The organism is Limnohabitans sp. TEGF004 (assembly GCF_027924965.1).
In the GTDB taxonomy this organism is placed as follows: domain Bacteria; phylum Pseudomonadota; class Gammaproteobacteria; order Burkholderiales; family Burkholderiaceae_C; genus Limnohabitans.
This window is the reverse complement of record NZ_AP027056.1, coordinates 575,127-593,956: the sequence shown is the minus strand read 5'-3', so window position 1 is coordinate 593,956 and position 18,830 is coordinate 575,127. Positions and strand designations below refer to the sequence as shown.

The window sequence follows — 18,830 nt, the reverse complement described above, 5'->3', positions numbered from 1 at the left end:
TTGTCTCCTGATATTGTTTAAGTGAACGACTAACGAGGGGGGATTTAGTGAATCAACATGCCACCGTTCACGTCTAACGTGACACCGGTGCAGTACTTCGACAAGCTGCTGGCAAGGAACACCACGCAACCTGCGACATCGTTTGGCTCGCCAATGTGGCCGAGTGGAATGCCATCCAAAATGGCTTGGCGTTTGTCTTCAGGGATCTTGCCTTTGTTGATGTCGGTGGCGATGAGGCCAGGTGTCACGCAGTTGACGCGGATGTTGTTGCCGCCGTATTCGCGAGCCATGGCACGGGCCAAGCCCAACACACCTGCCTTGGCTGCTGAGTAATGAGGGCCACCCAAAATGCCTCCGCCACGTTGGGCAGACACGGAAGAAATACACACGATAGAACCGCTGTTTTGCGCAATCATCAATGGCAACACCGCTTGCGAAGCGTAGAGCGTGCCGCGCAGGCTCACGTCCAAGATGCGGTCGTAGTCAGCGCCAGTGATGTCCAAGAACTTCACAGGTTGTGTGATGCCAGCGTTGTTCACCAAAATGTCGATGCGACCGTACTTGGCTTTGATTTGCGCCACAGCCGCTTCACATGAAGCCTTGTCGGTCACGTTGCCCACCAAACCCAAATGCTCGGCACCCAGTTGGGCAGCTGCGGCTTGTGGGTTGGCCACTTCCAAATCGAGGATGACCACTTTGGCGCCCTGCTCCGCCATCATGCGTGCGGTGGCAAAGCCCAAACCGTTTAAACCTGCGCCGCCTGTGACGACGGCAACTTTGTCCTTGAGTAGCATGCTTGTCTCCTTGTTTGATTGCATTGCGTTGATCGAGTGGCGCGATTGTTTGACAGGCAAGCACTTGAGCGCAAACGATATAAACTCACTCATGATTTAATTTCATTCAACCATGATCCCCCCACTCGCCGCCCTGCAAGCCTTTGAAACCATCGCCCGCCGCAAGAGCTTTGCGCTGGCTGCCGAAGAGCTACACCTGACGCCTTCAGCCGTCAGCCACCAAGTCGCCAAGCTAGAAGGCCTGCTGCATGTGCGCTTGTTTGAGCGCTCGGCCCGTGGGGTGGAAATGACGCCCGCAGGCCAGCAATATTTGCAGCGCGTGGCCAGCGCCTTGGGCGCCATCAACGCCGCCACCGAAGACTTACGCCACGGCGTGCAAGACACCTTGTATGTGCACAGCAGCCCCAGCTTTGCCAGCCTGTGGCTGATGCCGCGCATTGCCCGTTTTGCCGAGCGACATCCCAACATTTCGCTCATGTTGTCGGCCTCGCATGTGCATTCAGACTTTCAGCTCGGGCAAATGGACATCGACATCCGCTATGGCATGCCCAACTGGCCCAACCTCGAAGTCGAGGCCATCTTCACCGAGCGCATCATGCCGCTGGCCAGCCCGGAATTCATCCGCACCCACGCGCTGCACGAACCCGCAGACTTGATGCGCGTGCCACTGATTCAGTCCAGTGTGAGCGTGGTGCAATGGCCCGATTGGTTCACCCGCTTTGGGGGCGAGTTGCGCCCTGAGCGCATGGGCCTGCGCTTTGACCGCGCCATGATGAGCTTGGACGCAGCCGTGCAAAAACTCGGCGTGGCACTGGAGAGCTCAAGCGTGGGTCAGTCCCTCATTGACAGCGGCAAGTTGCAACCCGTGTTTGCTGAGCACATGAGCATCGAAGTGCAAGCACACTTCATGGTGTACCCAGCTCGACATGCGTCACGGCCTGAAGTGAAAAGCTTTGTGGAGTGGTTGCGGGAAGAGGCGGCACCTTAAGCCACCCAAAAGGTTGAATTAGGTTCATCTGAGCCTGAATATTCATCGCTTGCGCTCATGTATGGGGTTGGCAAAAATCCGCCTCATGAACGCACACCCTCAACAAAATCTGGCGCACGCCATCCGTTTTCTCTCGATTGACGCCATCGTCAAAGCCCAAGAAGGCCACCAAGGTGTACCGCTGGGCATGGCCGAAATCGCCACCGCGCTGTATACGCGCCATCTCAAGTTCAACCCACAAGACGCGGGCTGGTTTGACCGCGACCGCGTGGTGCTGTCCAACGGGCATGGCTCCATGCTCTTGTATTCGCTGCTGCACCTGACGGGCTATCCGGCGTTTCCGATTGAAGAAGTGCAGCGCTTTCGCGTGCTGGGCTCCGTCTGCGAAGGCCACCCCGAGCGTCCGCACGACGAGCCCAACGGCATTGAAGTGACCACCGGCCCACTGGGCCAAGGCATTGCCAACGCCTTTGGCATGGCGGTGGCCGAGGCGTATCTGAATGCCCGCTTTGGCAAGGACTTGGTCAACCACTTCACCTACGCGTTTGTGGGCGACGGTTGCCTGCAAGAAGGCGTGGGCCAGGAGATGATTTCATTGGCCGGCCATTTGCAATTGGGCAAGCTGGTGCTGCTCTGGGACGACAACCAAATCACCGACGACGGCAGCACCGACTTGTCCATCAGCGAAAACGTGGCCGAGCGCTTCCGTGTGGCGGGCTGGCATGTGGTGGAGCTGGACGGCCACGACATCGAAGCCGTGTCTGCCGCCCTCGATGCTGCACGGCTTGACCCACGCCCCTCCATGCTGGCCTGTCGCACCGTGATTGCCAAAGGCATTGCACGCTTGCAAGGCCAGCGCGGCGGTCACAGCGGTCGCTTGTTTGAAGAAGACGCACAAGCCGCACGCGACATGCTGGGCTGGACGCATGGCCCGTTTGAAATCCCTGCGGACGTGCAACAAGCCTGGCGCACAGCCGGTCAGCGCAGCACCGCCGAACACCAAGCTTGGCAAGCCCGCGTGGCTGCATTGCCCGCTTCCGAGCGCGCAGAGTTTGAACGTGTCATGCGCGGCGAGTTGCCCGCGCACTGGCAACACGTGCTGTTGGACTACAAACACAAAGCTTTGCAAGCACCACCCGCGCCCAGCGGCATCTTCATCTCCGCTGAAATCAACGACTTGCTCACACCGGTGTTGCCCGAGCGCATGGTGGGCTGCGCTGACCTGGAGGCGCCCACCAGCCACAAACGTGGCCTGACCGCTTTCAACACGCAAGACCGTTCAGGCTCGTACGTGCACTGCGGCGTGCGCGAGCATGTGATGGGCTCGATGGCCAACGGCATGGCGGCGCACGGCGGTGTGATTCCACTCTCGGTCACCTACCTAGCATTTGCCGACTACGAACGCCCCGCCATGCGCATGGCCGCGCTCATGGGATTGCCTGTGAAGTTTGTGTTCAGCCATGATTCGATTGGCATTGGTCGAAACGGCCCCACGCACCAACCGGTCGAGATCCTCGCCTCGCTACGCGCCATGCCCAATATGTGGGTCATGCGCCCGGCCGATGCGGTGGAAGCTGCTGAGTGTTGGGAGCTGGCTTTACAAAACCAAGCCGGTCCTGTCAGCCTGGTGTTTGCACGTCAGTCATTGCCTTTGGTGCGTCACGCGCACACCACCGACAACCTCACACGCCGTGGTGCGTATGTGTTGCACGAAGCCACTTGCGGGCCGCGCCAAGTAACCTTGCTGGCCACCGGCTCTGAAGTATTGCTGGCCGTGCAAGCACGCGAACAGCTCGAAGCCGCAGGCGTGGGCACGGCGGTGGTGTCGATGCCGTGCTGGGAATTGTTCAACGTGCAAGACGCGGCTTATCGCCAAAGTGTGTTGGGCACCGGCATTCGCGTGGGCATCGAGGCTGCGGTGCGTCAAGGCTGGGATGCTTACCTTGGCATCGACGGCGGCTTTGTGGGCATGACAGGTTTTGGCGCCAGCGGCCCAGCGGATGAGTTGTACAAACTGTTCAACATCACGACCGAAGCGATGGTGGCCGAGGCCAAGCGCCTGCTTAAAATCTAAACCACTGCAAAAGCCCGGGATGCGCGGCAACGTGGTGCTCGCCCAAGTTTTGTGAACGGTACAAAGCCAGGACTCGGCCACGACTTGTTTGATTGTTTCTTTAGGACAAGTCCATGACCACCTTGCTCATCCACCGCGCCCGCTGCATCGCCACGCAAGACGATGCCAACACCGAACTGAATGACGCCTCTCTGCTGCTGCGCGATGGACGCATTGAACGCATCATTCCCGCCGACGAAAACATCGATGAGCTGCTGAAGCAAGTGGATGAGGTGATTGACGCCCGCCGCCACGTGGTGGTGCCTGGCCTGATCAACACGCATCACCACATGGTGCAAAGCCTCACGCGTGCCGTACCGCAAGTGCAAAACGCCGAGCTGTTCAGCTGGCTCAAAGGGCTGTACCCCATTTGGGCAGGCCTCACGCCCGAGATGGTGCTGGTGTCTAACCAAGTGGCGATGGCCGAGCTGCTGCTGAGCGGCTGCACCACCAGCAGCGACCACCTGTACATCTACCCCAACGGCGTGCGACTGGACGACAGCATTGAAGCCGCGCACACCATTGGCATGCGCTTCACGGCCACACGCGGCAGCATGAGCGTGGGCGAAAGCCAAGGCGGCCTGCCGCCCGACCGCGTGGTGGAAAAAGAAGCCTTCATACTGAAAGAAACCCAACGCCTGATTGAGACCTACCACGACGCCAGCTATGGCGCGATGACGCACGTGGCCGTGGCCCCCTGCTCGCCCTTCAGCGTGAGCCAAGACCTCATGCGCGAAGCAGCCAAACTGGCCCGCGCGCACAAGGTGCGCCTGCACACGCACTTGGCCGAGAACGACCACGACATTGCGTACACCAAAGAGAAATTCAACTGCACGCCCGCGCAATACGCCGAAGACCTAGGCTGGGTTGGCAACGACGTGTGGCACGCTCACTGCGTGAAGCTGGACGACGAAGGCACGTATTTGTTTGCACGCACGCGCACCGGCATTGCCCACTGCCCCTGCAGCAATATGCGATTGGCCAGCGGCATCTTGCCCCTGCGCAAAATGCTAGACGCCGGTGTGCCCATTGGTTTGGGCGTAGACGGCAGCGCCAGCAACGACGCCGCCCACCTGCTGAACGAAGCCCGCCAAGCCATGCTGCTTGCACGCGTGGGCCGAGCGCTAGATGACCCACGCGTCGAAGACGGGCATACCGTATTCGGCTGTGACCGCGGCCCATCCGAGATGACACCGCGCGACGCCCTGCGCCTAGCCACACGCGGTGGCGCAGAAGTGCTGGGCCGCGCCCACGAGCTGGGGCAAATCAAAGAGGGCTATTGCGCCGACATTGCGATGTTCCGCACAAACACACTCAGCATGGCCGGCGCCGCAGTGCACGACCCCGTGGGTGCGCTGCTCCTATGCGCCAGCGACAACGCCGACTACACCATCGTGAATGGACGCGTAGTCGTGCGTAAAGGTGAGATTGCAACGGTGGACATGGGGCCGTTGATTGAGCGGCATAACCAGCTGGCGATGCAGTTGGCAGGAAGATGAGAAACACGCCAAGATTTCAAGTTAAATCTTGGCGCGCATCGGGCTCACTTAGACCTCTTGGCCCATGACCCAGTTAGGCACACTGGTGACGATCTCCGGAAAAATCGTGATGAGCACAATGGCCAAGATCATGCAAGCAAAAAATGGCAGCGTCATACGCGCGATTCGATTGCTGTCGATCCCTGTCATGTTTTGCAACACGAACAGGTTAAAACCCACCGGTGGCGTGATCTCTGCAATTTCAATCAGCATGATGATGAAGATGCCAAACCACACCAAATCGAAGCCCGCTTTTTGAATCATGGGCAACACCACTGCGCTGGTCAGCACAATCATGGAGATGCCATCCAACGCTGTGCCGAGCACGAGATAAATCACCACCAACACGGCAATCAAACCGAAGGGGGAAAGATTCAGGCTCTGCACAAACTCTGCCAATTCACGCGGAATGCCTGTGAAGGCCATGGTCTTTGTGAGAAACGCCGCGCCTGCCAAGATGAACATGATCATGCAGCTGATGCGTGTGGCACCTGCAAGGCCTGCCCAAAAATTTTCCCAAGTCAAACTGCGTCCAGCAGCGGCAATGGCCAGTGATCCAACGACTCCCCAAGCGGCACATTCGGTGGCCGTTGCTAAGCCGCTGACCAGCACCCAAACGATGAACACAATCAGCAAGCCACAGGGAATGAGACTGCCAGATCGGCGAAGTTTTTCGGTCAATGTGGTCGGAGCTTCAGGCGGAGGAACACGGTCGGGGTGTCGAATGCTCCACCAAGCGATGTAGCCAGAGAACAAGCCCATCAACAAAAAACCAGGTAAAAAACCTGCCAAGAACAGTCTGATCACGCTGGCATCCGCAGCCACCGCATAAACAACCATCGTGATCGATGGCGGAATCAAAATGCCAAGACCGCCTGCGGCTGAGAGTGACCCCAGTGCCAGTCCTTTGTCATAGCCGCGTCGCTCCAATTCGGGCAATGCGACTTTGGCAATCGTGGCGCAGGTTGCGGCAGAGGAACCCGAGACCGAACCGAAAATGCCGCACCCCAAAATGGTGGTGTGCATCAGGCGACCCGGTATGCGATTCAACCAAGGTGCCAAGCCATCAAACATTTGCTCAGACAAACGGGTGCGATACAAAATTTCACCCATCCAGATGAACAGCGGCAAAGCTGCAAGTTCCCAACTCGCCGTGGTTTCCCAAAAAGCAGTGAACAGGTTCATGCCCGGCTCGGTGCTGGTAAAGAAAGCCTGACCGACCCAGCCCACTATGGCCAGCGTCATCGCGATCCAAACACCACCGCTCAACATCAACAGCATCAACAGCAGCAAAAATCCGCCAATTTCAAGCAAGCTCATCACAACTCCTCGGAAAAATCGCCACGTGCGTGGCGTTCTTCCACACGGACCACGTAGCTAGGCTTGCCGCCACGCAAAACGCAGACACACTCGTCCACAACCGCCACAAACAAAATGGCAGCGCCAATCACAAAACTCAGTTGTGGAATCCACAGTGGAATCGCCACCATATTGCCTGCAATGTCGTTGAACTCCCAGCTTTGATAGGTGAAACGTGCGGCCCAAAAACTCAGGTAGCAAATGGCAACGCTCGCGGTTGCCAAAGAAATAACTTCAAGCCAATGTCGCGTGCGTGGGGACACTTTTTCAAGCAACAAAGTCACCCGTACAAAGTCACCATTTCTAAAGCTATAGGCCATGCCAAAAAAGGCGGCGGCCGCACACAACCATGACACCACGTCGTTGATCCAAGAGACTCGCCAGTCCAGGCTACGCCCCAAGGACGCACCGACCATAAGCAACAAAATGATCAGAACACACAAAGAGGAGATCACTCCTCCCAGTGCATATAGTCCATCGAGGCTGCGTCGCAGCCTCGATGGTTGCGTAACGTTTGCAGTGTTCATGATCAACGTTTGTAGTCAGCCAGCAAGGCTTGGCCGTCAGCGCCAGACTTCTCCAGCCACTCGGTAAGCATCGTGTCACCGACTTTCTTCATGTCGGCTTTGAGCTGAGCAGATGGCTCCAGCACTTGCATGCCGTTGGCTTTGAGTTTGAGCTTAGATTCGGCATCCACACGCTTGCTGGCCGCCAGTCCACGCGTTTCCGCAGCGGCAGCTGCGTTCATGACCGCCGTTTGCGTTGCTTTGTCCAAAGCGTCAAATGCTTTGCGATTGACAATCACCATGTTCTTAGGCAACCAAGCTTGAACGTCGTAGTAATACTTGAGGTGCTCGTACAACTTGCTGTCAACACCTGTGGCGCCTGAGGTCATGGTCGCCTCGACCACGCCAGTTGCTAACGCTTGAGAGAGTTCTGCAGCTTGCACGGTCACAGGTTGCGCCTTCACTAAATCAGCGATACGAGCCGTGGCTGGGCTGTACGCACGCCATTTGACGCTCTTGAGATCAGCGGCTGAGGCAATCGGCTTTTTGGTGAAGATTCCTTGTGGGGGCCAAGCCACGGCATAGAGATAAACCAAACCCTGATCAGCCAACTTTTTCTCAACCATAGGACGCTGTGCAGCTTGCAACTTGACCGATTCGTCATAGCTGTCTGCCAAGAACGGTAAACCATCTGCACCGTAGATTTGCCATTCGTTTTGCAAACTGGCTTGAATCACCTCACCGGCTTGCGCCTGTCCACCTTGGACTGCACGCTTGATTTCTGTTGCCTTGAACAGCGAAGCGTTCGAATGGACGGTGATCTTGAGCTTGCCTGCTGTTGCTTTTTCCACATCGCTGGCGAACTGCATCAAGTTCTCAGAATGAAAGTTACTAGCTGGATAGGCTGAAGCCAAATCCCATTTGGTCTGGGCCTGAACAAGGCCAGCAGTCAGACAGCTTGCTAGACCCAAAGCGGCGAGAGAAAGATACTTGCGTTTCATGAAACATCTCCAATCAGTAGTTAAGTTACGACAGAATGAATTTACCTTTTTATCAACGATTCATCATAGGTATATTCCCTAATCGTTGACATTTTGTTGACGATTTGATTTTATGATGGCGACATAAGCACCACCCGCCAAGCCACCTTTGAGAGAACACGTATGGCAAAGAAACCCAACACCGAACAACATACCAGTGTGCCGATCGTCTCATCGTCACACCTGGTCTCACCTCGAAGCGCCGAAATGAGTGAATTCGAATTTGGTCTGATCGTGGCAGGAAATGCATTTCATCGGTGGATCATCCATTGCATGTCTGCAGCAGGACTGAAAGACCTCACCCCGCTCGATGTACTGGTGCTCCACCATGTGTCTCACCGAGCACGAGACAAACGTCTGTCCGACATCTGCTTCATCATGAACGTGGAGGACACGCACCTTATCAACTACTCCCTCAAAAAGCTGCAAGGGCTGGGTGTGGTGGCGTCGCGCAAGAGCGGTAAAGAAGTGACCTACTCTTCGACGGCGACAGGTAACGAATATGTGCAACGCTACCGCGAGATTCGCGAGAGCTGTCTCATCAATGCCTTGAAAGCTGATGAGGCCCTCAACCGTGACATTGGCGAACTGGCCAGACTGCTGCGCGTCTTGTCAGGCGTCTACGACCAAGCCGCTCGGTCAGCCGCATCGCTGTGAGCGCGACGAATCCCGCATATGACAACACGACTCTTGGCCCTTGGCGACAGCGCATGGACGGTGGAGTTTGGCACGGACATTAGCCCCGAACTGAATGCACAAGTCATGGCCTTCGCAAATCGCATCGCGCAAGCACGCCTAGATGACCCCCGGTTTGCAACCATCACAGACGTCGTCCCCACATTTCGCTCGCTCACCGTGCATTTTTCTGTACAAAACACCGATGCGGATGCACTGGCCACGCAGTTGTTGGCGTTGGCACAAGACAGCGAACAGCAAACGATCCAGGGTAAACAATGGCGCTTACCCGCGTGCTTCGACCCAAGTTTTGCACCTGATTTGTCGGCTTGGGCAGAGGCGAAACAGATCGGTGAAGACGCCCTCATTGAACGTATGTTGGCCACTTCATTTCGCGTTTACATGATTGGTTTTTTGCCTGGCTTTCCTTATATGGGCGGCTTACCGCCAGAATTGGCCATGCCTCGATTGACCAGCCCGCGCCAGCGCGTGCCAGCCAACTCGATCGCCATCGCAGGAGAAATGTGCGCGGTCTATCCTTGGGAAAGCCCCGGGGGATGGAACTTAATTGGGAAAACCCCCGTTCAGTTGTTCGATCCGCACCACATCGAACAACCTGCCATGCTGGCAGCGGGCGACATCGTCAGGTGGTATGCCATTGACAAAAGTGAATACGAACACCTGCTCTCCCAATGCAGCAACGGGAAATTAACGCGCGACGCATTTCTTTCTTCGGGAGATGTGTCATGAGTCGGACGTCTCACGGCCTGATCGAAATTCTGCAGCCGGGTATTGGCACCACCGTCCAGGATCGAGGACGCGCAGGACACCGCCATGAAGGCATTCCTTTGTCTGGTTGGCTGGACGCACCGTTGGCAGAGGCCGCCAATGCTTTGGTAGGAAATGCGGGTGGAGAAGCCGTCTTGGAGTTGCGCGGCATGGGCACCGAACTGCGCATCAAGTCGGGGCCTGTACGCATCGCATTAACGGGGATCATTGGCGCGAAGTGGTTAACCCAAGAGGGCACCATCACGGCCTTGCCTGCTTGGCAAAGCGCTACGCTACAAACAGGTGATCGATTGACATTGGGCATTGCCGAAACAGGTTGCGCTTATCTGGCCGTCACCAGTGGCCTACAACTGCCTGCACAACTTGGTAGCCGATCTAGCTATTGGCGCGCTGGACTGGAAGGGCTGATGGGTCGCGCATTCCGTCCAGGTGATGTGCTGCCCTGTAGCACCTGGACCACCTCTGACTTTCGCGAATGGCGAAGCCGTGAACCATGGACGCACGAAGCAGGACCTGTGCGTGTCATTTTGGGGCCTCAACACCATCACTTCTTGCCAGAGTCAATCGCCTCGTTTCAACATGAGGAATGGGAAGCGACCGTTGAACAAGATCGCATGGGCCTGAGGCTGCGCGGTAAGGCCTTGATGCACACCCACGCAACTGCGGCCGATATCGTCTCGGATGCTGTGACACCGGGAGCCATCCAAGTGCCCGCCAATGGGCAACCGATTGTGCTGCTGGCAGACAGCCAAACCGTGGGGGGGTATCCCAAAATTGCCACCGTGATTCAAGCGGATTTACCAAAGCTTGCGCATTTGAAACCGGGATCTCGGATACGGTTTCAAAGTGTGACCAACGCTCAAGCGAGGCAAGCCCTACAAGCACAGCGCGCTGCATGGATGCAATGGATGACCGCGCGTGAATCGTTTTTACCTCCTGGATTTATTGATGAACAAGCCCTCTACAACTGCAACCTTGTGAGCGGCATGTTGCGCGCAGAACTGTGATTGGAACCATGACGATGACACCCCATCAAATCAACCTCAATGCTGACTTAGGTGAAAGCTTCGGCGCCTGGACCATGGGTGACGATTCAGCCTTGCTACAAATCGTCAAAAGCGCCAACGTCGCTTGTGGCTTTCACGCAGGCGATCCCACCGTGATGCAAACCACCGTCCGCCAGGCGATTGCCCAGGGCGTGAGCATTGGCGCACACCCCTCTTACCCAGACCTTCAAGGTTTTGGACGGCGCGTGATGCAGATGTCGGCCAAAGATTTAGAGGCCAACCTGATTTATCAAATCGGGGCATTGCAAGCTATCGCGGCCGCAGAAGGCGGACGCGTCACTCATGTAAAACCACATGGGGCTTTGCACAATGTCGCGTGCGCGGACGCTGAGGTAGCCACCACCGTGGTCAAAGGTTTGCGCAAGCTAGACTCCTCTCTGATTCTTCTTGCGCCCCCCTACTCAACGCTCGCTAAAGCAGCGGAAGATGCAGGACAACCCGTTCGGTACGAGGTATTCGCTGATCGCACCTACTTAGATGATGGACAACTCACACCACGCTCGCGCGAAGGCGCGGTGATTCACGACAGCCAAGCGTGCGTCTCGCATGTGCTGCGAATGCTCAGCGCCAAAGCCATCGTGACAGCCAATGGCCTTCATCTGCCCTGTCGAATCGATAGCATCTGTGTCCACGGCGACGGACCTGAGGCGGTGGCAACCGCGCAAGCGATACGACTCGCGCTTGAAGCGGCAGGCTACACATTGACGGCACTTACCCAGTTAGGAGACGATCAATGACCACGCAAATTCACACCTTACCGTCTTACCTTGATCCCCAGCACTTAGGCCCTTGGGGCATTTATTTGGAGCAAATCGATCGGGTCACCCCATATCTAGGTTCGCTATCGCGCTGGGTGGAAACGCTCAAACGACCCAAGCGCATGCTGATCGTCGATGTCCCCATCGAACTGGACAACGGGACAGTGGCGCACTTCGAGGGCTACCGCGTACAACACAACACAAGTCGTGGCCCTGGCAAAGGCGGGGTTCGCTTTCACCAAGACGTGACCCTGTCCGAAGTCATGGCGCTTTCGGCGTGGATGTCTGTCAAAAACGCTGCCGTCAACCTACCTTTTGGCGGTGCCAAGGGGGGGGTGCGGGTCAACCCTCAAACGCTATCTCGCGGTGAACTCGAACGCGTCACACGTCGCTACACCAGTGAGATCGGCATCATCATTGGTCCTACACGCGATATCCCCGCCCCTGACGTGAACACGAACGAACAGATCATGGCCTGGATGATGGATACCTACTCCATGAACGAAGGCGCCACCGCCACGGGCGTGGTCACGGGCAAACCCATCGCCCTCGGTGGATCGCTTGGGCGCAAAGAAGCCACTGGTCGAGGTGTCTTTACCGTTGGCGAAGAAGCCGCGCGCCGGATTGGGTTGAACTTGCAAGGGGCCCGCGTGGCCGTGCAGGGCTTGGGTAATGTGGGCGGTGTCGCCGCTCAGCTGTTTGCAGAAGCTGGTTGCCGCATAGTTGCGGTGCAAGACCATGTCAGCACCCTCTATTGCGAAGCAGGTTTCAATGTCACGCAGCTGTTGGCCCATGTGGCACAACATGGGTCCGTGAAAGGCTTTGCACCCGCCGCGTCTTTAGAGACTGATCAATTCTGGCAAGTGCCATGTGACATCCTCGTGCCAGCGGCGTTAGAGCAACAAATCACCGCCGCCAATGCTCACCATGTCCAAGCAAAACTTGTCATTGAAGGGGCCAACGGTCCAACCACACCCGAAGCCGACGACATCCTCGCAGAACGTGGCGTATTGGTCGTGCCAGACGTGATTGCCAATGCTGGCGGTGTGACCGTCAGCTACTTCGAATGGGTGCAGGATTTTTCCAGCTTCTTCTGGGACGAAAACGAAATCAATGCAAGGCTCGTGCGCATCATGCGTGAAGCTTTTGCAGCGATCTGGCAAACGGCGGACACACACAAAGTCAGCCTGCGCACGGCCACATTCATCATCGCATGCACACGCATGTTGCAAGCTCGCGAACTCCGCGGTTTGTATCCCTGAAATGCGTTCAAACGCCAAGCTCATCGGGCACCCACACCGTCACTGTTGTCTAAACTCCAGCCATGATCCAAGGCCTCGTCCAACTCTTCATCTTCCAAGCCCTCGGCGAACTCGTCTCTAAGTTCGCCCTGCCCTTCATCCCTGGCCCTGTGTTGGGCTTGGTGTTGTTGCTGGTGTATCTCAGCGTTCGCGGCCACGTGCCTACGTCAATAGACCTTGTTGGTGGCAGCATCTTGCAGCACTTGGGGTTGCTGTTCATCCCCGCATCGGTGGGCGTCGTGCTTTACTTGCCCGTGTTGCAGGCCAACGCGTGGGCCATCAGCGCGGCGCTGGTGGTGAGCGTGGTGGCCACGGTGGCGGTGACGGCGGGCTTGCTGAAAGTGTTGGCCAAGAAGGCGCCGACCGATGCATAACGTATGAATAAGGAATTTCAAACGCAGTTGCCACCCATCTCTGACATTTGGGTGTACCTCTCGGGCAGCCCCCTGCTGGCCTTGGTGCTGACGCTGAGCGCGTATTTGTTGGGGCTCACGCTGTACGAACGCAGCCAGCGCAACCCGCTGGCCAACCCTGTGTTGATTGCGGTGGTGGTGGTTTGCTTCAGCATCAGCGTGCTCGACATGCCGTATGCCAAGTATTTCGAGGGCGCGCAGTTTGTGCATTTCTTGCTGGGCACGGCCACGGTGTCGCTGGCCATTCCGATCTACAAAGGTTTTGCGTCGCTCAAGGGCCGCATGGGCGTGTTGCTGCTGTCACTGGTGGCGGGTGGCATCACATCAGTGTTCACTGCAGTGGGCATGGCGCGTTGGTTGGGTGTGGACGAATCGCTGGTGCGCGGCTTGGTGGCCAAGTCGGTCACCGCGCCGATTGCGATGGGCATTGCCGAACGCGTGCAAGCCTCGCCCACTTTGACCGCCATCTTTGCGGTGAGCACTGGCATCTTGGGAGCCATCCTTGGCCGCTACGTGCTGGATGCCCTGCGCGTCACACAGTGGTGGCAACGCGGCTTTGCCTTAGGCGTGGCCGCACACGGCATAGGCACTTCGCGCGCCTTCAGCGTGCACCCCGAAGCAGGCGCCTATGCCAGCTTAGGCATGGGCCTGCACGGCATTGTGGGTGCGGTGGTGATTCCTTATGCGGTGGCTTGGTGGTTTTAAGGCTTACTTAACCAGCGCCACCGACTTCACCTGCGCCCACGCAGGCATGCCCACCTGCAGCCCCAACTCATGCACGCCACGCGCAGTGACGCGCGCGAGCAGCACCGTGTCGCCACAGCGCAAGCGCAGCAAGGCTTGTGAAGGGTGAGCCTCAGGCGTGATGGCGTCCACCACGCATGGCACGTGGTTTTGAATGCTGGTGTGCGTGGCTTCGTGCAAGGTCACGCTCACGTCGCGGGCCAGCACGCGCAGGCGAACGGTTTGACCTACGGTCAAGCCGCTGTCGCGCACCCACAGCGCACCACCGGCAAAGCCCACTTGGGCCAAATGCCATTGAGTGTCGATGTTCAACACGATGCCTGTCAGCAACGCCCCCGCGTCCTCACCCACCACCACGGATAAGTTGGCTTGGGTCAGCACTTCGGCTACGGGGCCGTTGGCTTGCACGCGGCCTTCATTCATCACCACCAGTGTGTCGGCCAAGCGGGTCACTTCATCCACCGCGTGGGTGACGTAGAGCATGGGGATGTTCAAGTCGTCGCGCAGTTTTTCTAACCACGGCAGCACTTCTTGTCGGCGTGCGTGGTCAAGTGCGGCCAAGGGTTCGTCCAGCAACAGCAAACGTGGCTGTGTGACCAAGGCGCGGGCAATGGCCACGCGTTGGCGCTCGCCGCCCGACAGCTCATAGCTGCGGCGCTTGAGCAAATGGCCAATGCCCAGCAGCTCGATGGTTTGTTGCACCACGGCTTGGCTCATCGCGTTGCGGTTGTTTTTTTCGGCACGTTGGTGGCCATAGGCCAAGTTGCCCGCCACATCCAAGTGGTCAAACAACGACGCCTCTTGAAACACATAGCCCAAGGCGCGTTGGTGGGTGGGCAGGCGCACGCCTTGCTCGTCGTCTTGCCAAACTTCGTGACCCAGTTGCACCACGCCACGCGCTGAGGGCTCTAGTCCCGCGACGCAACGCAACAAAGTGGTTTTGCCGCAGCCCGATGGGCCAAAGATGACGGTGATGCCATGTGCGGGCAACTGCACATCGACCGACACATCAAAGTCGGCACGCGCAATATCGAGCTGCAAGTGGATATTCATGCACCCACCTTTTGATGACAAGTGGTCCGACGGTTAAACCAAGACAAACCCAACAACACCACAAACGAGAACACCAACATCACACCGGCCAAGCCATGCGCTTGTGAATACTCAATCGCTTCCACATGGCCATAAATTTGGGTGGACACCACGCGCGTTTTGTCGGGGATGTTGCCGCCAATCATCAGCACCACACCAAACTCGCCCACGGTGTGCGCAAAGCTCAGCATGGCGGCCATCACAAAACCGGGCTTGGCCAAAGGCACGGCCACAGTGAAGAAGGCATCCCACTTGCTGGCTCGCAAAGTGGCAGCCACCTCCATCGGGCGTGGGCCCATGGCCTCAAACGCGTTGACCAGCGGCTGCACGGCAAACGGCAGCGAGTACACGATTGAGCCCAACACCAAGCCCCAAAAACTAAACGCCAATGTGCCCCAACCCGCCCATTGCGTGAACTGGCCAATCGGGCCATTGGGGCCAAGCGCCACCAACAAATAAAAACCCAATACCGTGGGCGGCAACACCAAAGGCAGAGCGACGAGCGAGGCAACAGGCGCACGCCAAGCCGACCGCGTGTGCGCTAGCCACCACGCCACTGGCGTGGCCAGCAACAGCAGCAACACCGTGGTGACGCTGGCGAGTTGCAGCGTCAACGCAATGGCTTGGAAATCTTCAGCGCTTAAATTCATGCCCACACTTTACAGGGCGTAGCCGTAGCTGGTGATGATGGCTTTGGCGGTGTCGCCTTGCAGGTATTTCAGCAGCGCGTTTGCGGCTGCGTTGTCTTTGCCTGCGTTGAGCAGCACAGCATCTTGCTTCAAAGGTGCGTGCAAGTGTTGTGGCACAACCCATGCCGAGCCTTGGGTGATGCGACCATCAACAGAGATTTGCGATAAGGCCACAAAACCCAGCTGTGCGTTTTCGGTGCTGACGAATTGGTAAGTCTGGCCAATGCTCTCGCCTTGCACGAGCTTAGGAACAACGTTGGCTTGCACGCCCAGCTTGTGGATGACTTCCATCGCTGCCATGCCATAGGGGGCGAGCTTGGGGTCGGCAATGGCTAGCTTGTTGAAGCTGTTGCTCCGCAGCACCTCGCCTTTGTCATCCACCAAGTTGGGGCGTTTGCTCCAAAGCGCCAAGCGACCCGTGGCATAGGTGAAGCGCGTGCCTGCAATGGCGAGGCCTTCTTTTTCTAAGCGTGCAGGGGTTTCGTCATCGGCGGCCAGCAGCACGGCAAACGGCGCACCGTTTTTGATTTGCGCGTAGAACTTGCCCGTTGCACCAAATGCTAACTGGGCTTTGTACCCCGTGTCTTGCTCAAACGCTTTGGCGATTTTTTGCATGGGGGCGGTGAAGTTGGCAGCGACGGCTACCGTCACTTCACGCGCTTGAGCAGCAACAAAAAAAAGTGTGCTGGCAGCTGCCAGCATCAGGCGTAATTTCATAGGCGCTGATTATCTCAGCGCGGCTCCTGCTTCGTACCAACGTTTGATGGTCATGCGCTCGGCCTCGGTGATGCCCGTGGCATTGTTCATTGGCATTTGGCGTGTGACCACCGCTTGTTGGTAAATGCCCAAGGCGTGTTGCTTGATGCCTTCGGCTGTGTCAAAGCGCACGTTCTTCATTTGCACTTGCTCGCCGTGGCAGCTTTGGCAGCGTTGCACGAAGATGGCATTGACTTCTGCAAATGTCACAGGCGCATCACTCACAGCCACTGCTGCGGATGGCGCAGGGCGCATCCACACAATGACACTCAGCAACAACACCACACCAGCAATGGCAAACGGCAGTGGGTTCTTGGCACGGCCCAAGTGGTAACCGTGGCGTTGCACGAAGAACTGGCGAATCAAAGCACCAGCCAACATCATCATCACCAAGATGACCCAGTTGTTTTCATAGGTGTAGAGGAAGCTGTAGTGGTTGCTCAGCATCGCAAAGATGACGGGCAGCGTGAAGTAGGTGTTGTGCACGCTGCGCTGCTTGCCGCGCTTGCCGTGCGTGGCCAACTCTTTGGGGTCCATCGCCACGCCCGATGTCATGGCAGCCACGACCTTGCGTTGGCCTGGGATGATCCAGAAGAACACGTTGGCGCTCATGGAGGTGGCAATCATCGCGCCCACCAGCAAGAACGCGGCGCGACCTGCAAACAACTGGCACGACAACCACGACGCAAACGCCACCACCACAATCATGGTGAGGGCCACCGTGCGTTCGCCGTTTTCACGGAAGCCAAACACGCGGCACACCGCGTCGTAGATGAACCAAAACGCCACCAAGAAACTCAAAGCGGCAGTGATGGCCGCAGCGGGCGACCAGTCCATCAGCGACTTGTCGATCAAGAACGTGCCCGCATTCCACAGGTACAGCACGGTGAACAAACCAAAACCTGTCAGCCAGGTGGAATAGCTTTCCCAATAGAACCAGTGCAGCTTGGTGTGAATCTTCTTAGGCGCCACCATGTACTTTTGCGGGTTGTAAAAACCGCCGCCGTGCACGGCCCACATCGCACCGTCCACACCTTTTTCCAGCAGGTCGGGTGAGTTGGGTTTGATGAGGTTGTTGTCTAAGAAGACAAAGTAGAACGAGGAGCCAATCCACGCGATGGCGGTGATGACGTGCACCCAACGCAACAGCAGGTTGGCCCAGTCTAAGAAATATGCGTCCATGTCGAGACCTCAGTCTTTTCAGTCAAAGTTGCCATTCACCACTGCGGGCGCTGTGAATGACACGAGGGTCGCGAACAAGGGCTGATAGCTGCCCTGCTCCGCTGCGACAAGTGATGCAAAGTGTATACAAAATCTGTCGCCAAACAAAGCTGAATGTTTCGGTGCAAACCCTAGCGTCAAACGCTATCGAACTCGCAACAACTGTGCCGCCACCGACACCGCAATGACTTCGGGCTCTTTGCCCGTGATACCGCTCACACCAATGGGGCAAGTGATGAACGCCAACTCTTCGGCGGTAAAGCCTTTGGCTTCGAGGCGGTGCTGAAACGTGGCCCACTTGGTTTTGCTGCCAATGAGGCCGACGAATTTCAAATCGCCGTGCAAGCGTTGGCGCTTCAAGCAAGCGGCCACCACATCTAAATCTTCCGCATGGCTAAAGCTCATGACCAGCACGCTCGCGCCGCTGGGCAAATCAGCCACGGCCGCGTGCACGGGGTCGGAGTGTTCGCACACGACGTTGGGCGGTAGTTGTGCGGGAAAGATTTCGTCGCGACTGTCAATCCACTGCACGTTGTAGGGCAAGGTGCTGAGCACATTCACCAAAGCGCGGCCTACATGGCCACCACCAAACAATGCGAGCGGTTGGCCATTGGCCAAAAGTCGTTGTTTGAGTGCGGGGGCATCAGCGGCACTGATGCGCTCGAACTTCAAATGCACCACGCCGCCGCAGCATTGGCCCAAGGCGGGGCCTAGGGCGTAGCGAGTCGTTAACGCGTTGTCTTCATGGGTCGCAGTGCTTGCGGCATTTTCTGAAACGGGACGTGCCATCAAAGCACGCGCTTCTGTGATCGCCTGAAACTCCAAGTGCCCGCCACCGATGGTGTTGACCAAGGTCTGCGGGAACACCGCCATCCAAGCCCCCACTTCGCGTGGACCCGAGCCCTGCACGCTGTCGACCGACACCAACACGCCGTCGGCATGTTGGAGTTGGTTCAACAGCTCAGCGGTGTGGCGTGGCACGAAGGG

At 57.4% G+C, this 18,830-nt stretch carries 19 protein-coding genes; 10 read left to right on the top strand and 9 right to left on the bottom strand.

Translation table 11 applies throughout. The features are described from left to right. Window positions 1-44: 44 nt before the first annotated feature. A complete protein-coding gene (locus tag LINBF2_RS02940; protein WP_104797097.1) occupies window positions 45-794 on the bottom strand; it encodes an SDR family NAD(P)-dependent oxidoreductase in 750 nt (249 codons plus the stop codon). 112 nt (window positions 795-906) lie between these two features. On the opposite strand from LINBF2_RS02940, the gene LINBF2_RS02935 reads away from it, so the two are divergent. The 3 genes from LINBF2_RS02935 (at window position 907) to LINBF2_RS02925 (ending at window position 5,394) form a co-directional block, all read left to right on the top strand. Beyond that, window positions 907-1,782, top strand: a complete 876-nt coding sequence (locus tag LINBF2_RS02935) for a LysR substrate-binding domain-containing protein (protein WP_104796355.1) — start codon at window positions 907-909, stop codon at window positions 1,780-1,782. Between the two features lie 61 nt (window positions 1,783-1,843). Next, entirely contained in the window at window positions 1,844-3,856 is a 2,013-nt protein-coding gene (gene tkt, locus LINBF2_RS02930; RefSeq protein WP_281890298.1) for a transketolase, read from the top strand. Between the two features lie 113 nt (window positions 3,857-3,969). Beyond that, window positions 3,970-5,394 (top strand): 8-oxoguanine deaminase, encoded by a 1,425-nt coding sequence (locus LINBF2_RS02925; RefSeq protein ID WP_281890296.1) that lies wholly within the window; start codon window positions 3,970-3,972, stop codon window positions 5,392-5,394. Between the two features lie 48 nt (window positions 5,395-5,442). Here LINBF2_RS02925 and LINBF2_RS02920 read toward each other — a convergent pair whose 3' ends face one another. From LINBF2_RS02920 to LINBF2_RS02910, 3 genes are read right to left on the bottom strand one after another with little or no spacing between them, the layout of a single operon-like run. Then, window positions 5,443-6,753 (bottom strand): TRAP transporter large permease subunit, encoded by a 1,311-nt coding sequence (locus LINBF2_RS02920; protein WP_281890294.1) that lies wholly within the window; start codon window positions 6,751-6,753, stop codon window positions 5,443-5,445. Continuing rightward, window positions 6,753-7,319, bottom strand: coding sequence for a TRAP transporter small permease (locus LINBF2_RS02915; protein WP_104796358.1), 567 nt, complete (start codon window positions 7,317-7,319; stop codon window positions 6,753-6,755). Before LINBF2_RS02915 ends, LINBF2_RS02920 begins: the two co-directional genes overlap by 1 nt. A gap of 2 nt (window positions 7,320-7,321) precedes the next feature. Further along, window positions 7,322-8,299: a TRAP transporter substrate-binding protein gene (locus tag LINBF2_RS02910; protein WP_104796359.1), complete on the bottom strand. Its 978-nt coding sequence runs from the start codon at window positions 8,297-8,299 to the stop codon at window positions 7,322-7,324. 162 nt (window positions 8,300-8,461) lie between these two features. Between LINBF2_RS02910 and LINBF2_RS02905 the strand changes: the two genes are divergently transcribed. From LINBF2_RS02905 to LINBF2_RS02875, 7 genes are all read left to right on the top strand, one after another. Then, window positions 8,462-8,995, top strand: coding sequence for a winged helix DNA-binding protein (locus tag LINBF2_RS02905; protein ID WP_104796360.1), 534 nt, complete (start codon window positions 8,462-8,464; stop codon window positions 8,993-8,995). Between the two features lie 18 nt (window positions 8,996-9,013). Further along, window positions 9,014-9,763: a 5-oxoprolinase subunit PxpB gene (gene pxpB / locus LINBF2_RS02900; protein WP_104796361.1), complete on the top strand. Its 750-nt coding sequence runs from the start codon at window positions 9,014-9,016 to the stop codon at window positions 9,761-9,763. Continuing rightward, complete coding sequence (locus tag LINBF2_RS02895) at window positions 9,760-10,809, top strand: biotin-dependent carboxyltransferase family protein (protein WP_104796362.1); 1,050 nt, start codon at window positions 9,760-9,762, stop codon at window positions 10,807-10,809. The genes pxpB and LINBF2_RS02895 overlap by 4 nt, the downstream gene beginning before the upstream one ends. A 14-nt stretch (window positions 10,810-10,823) precedes the next feature. Further along, complete coding sequence (locus tag LINBF2_RS02890) at window positions 10,824-11,606, top strand: 5-oxoprolinase subunit PxpA (RefSeq protein ID WP_104796363.1); 783 nt, start codon at window positions 10,824-10,826, stop codon at window positions 11,604-11,606. Further along, window positions 11,603-12,889, top strand: coding sequence for a Glu/Leu/Phe/Val dehydrogenase (locus LINBF2_RS02885; protein ID WP_104796364.1), 1,287 nt, complete (start codon window positions 11,603-11,605; stop codon window positions 12,887-12,889). Before LINBF2_RS02890 ends, LINBF2_RS02885 begins: the two co-directional genes overlap by 4 nt. A gap of 62 nt (window positions 12,890-12,951) precedes the next feature. Next, window positions 12,952-13,302, top strand: coding sequence for a CidA/LrgA family protein (locus LINBF2_RS02880; RefSeq protein WP_281890284.1), 351 nt, complete (start codon window positions 12,952-12,954; stop codon window positions 13,300-13,302). A 3-nt stretch (window positions 13,303-13,305) separates the two neighbouring features. Further along, window positions 13,306-14,046, top strand: coding sequence for an LrgB family protein (locus tag LINBF2_RS02875; RefSeq protein WP_281890282.1), 741 nt, complete (start codon window positions 13,306-13,308; stop codon window positions 14,044-14,046). A gap of 3 nt (window positions 14,047-14,049) precedes the next feature. Here the strand turns inward: LINBF2_RS02875 and modC are convergent, their stop codons facing one another. The 5 genes from modC to xdhC all read right to left on the bottom strand — a co-directional run bounded on the left by modC (window position 14,050) and on the right by xdhC (window position 18,824). After that, window positions 14,050-15,138: a molybdenum ABC transporter ATP-binding protein gene (gene modC / locus LINBF2_RS02870; RefSeq protein WP_281890280.1), complete on the bottom strand. Its 1,089-nt coding sequence runs from the start codon at window positions 15,136-15,138 to the stop codon at window positions 14,050-14,052. After that, window positions 15,135-15,827 carry a molybdate ABC transporter permease subunit gene (gene modB / locus LINBF2_RS02865; RefSeq protein ID WP_281890278.1) on the bottom strand — a complete coding sequence of 231 codons (693 nt, stop codon included), beginning with the start codon at window positions 15,825-15,827 and terminating at the stop codon, window positions 15,135-15,137. The genes modC and modB overlap by 4 nt, the downstream gene beginning before the upstream one ends. 9 nt (window positions 15,828-15,836) lie before the next feature. Next, window positions 15,837-16,583 (bottom strand): molybdate ABC transporter substrate-binding protein, encoded by a 747-nt coding sequence (gene modA / locus LINBF2_RS02860; protein ID WP_281890275.1) that lies wholly within the window; start codon window positions 16,581-16,583, stop codon window positions 15,837-15,839. A gap of 9 nt (window positions 16,584-16,592) precedes the next feature. Further along, window positions 16,593-17,804 (bottom strand): urate hydroxylase PuuD, encoded by a 1,212-nt coding sequence (locus LINBF2_RS02855; protein WP_281890273.1) that lies wholly within the window; start codon window positions 17,802-17,804, stop codon window positions 16,593-16,595. A gap of 183 nt (window positions 17,805-17,987) precedes the next feature. Further along, window positions 17,988-18,824, bottom strand: coding sequence for a xanthine dehydrogenase accessory protein XdhC (xdhC, locus tag LINBF2_RS02850; RefSeq protein ID WP_281890271.1), 837 nt, complete (start codon window positions 18,822-18,824; stop codon window positions 17,988-17,990). Between the last annotated feature and the right edge of the window lie 6 nt (window positions 18,825-18,830).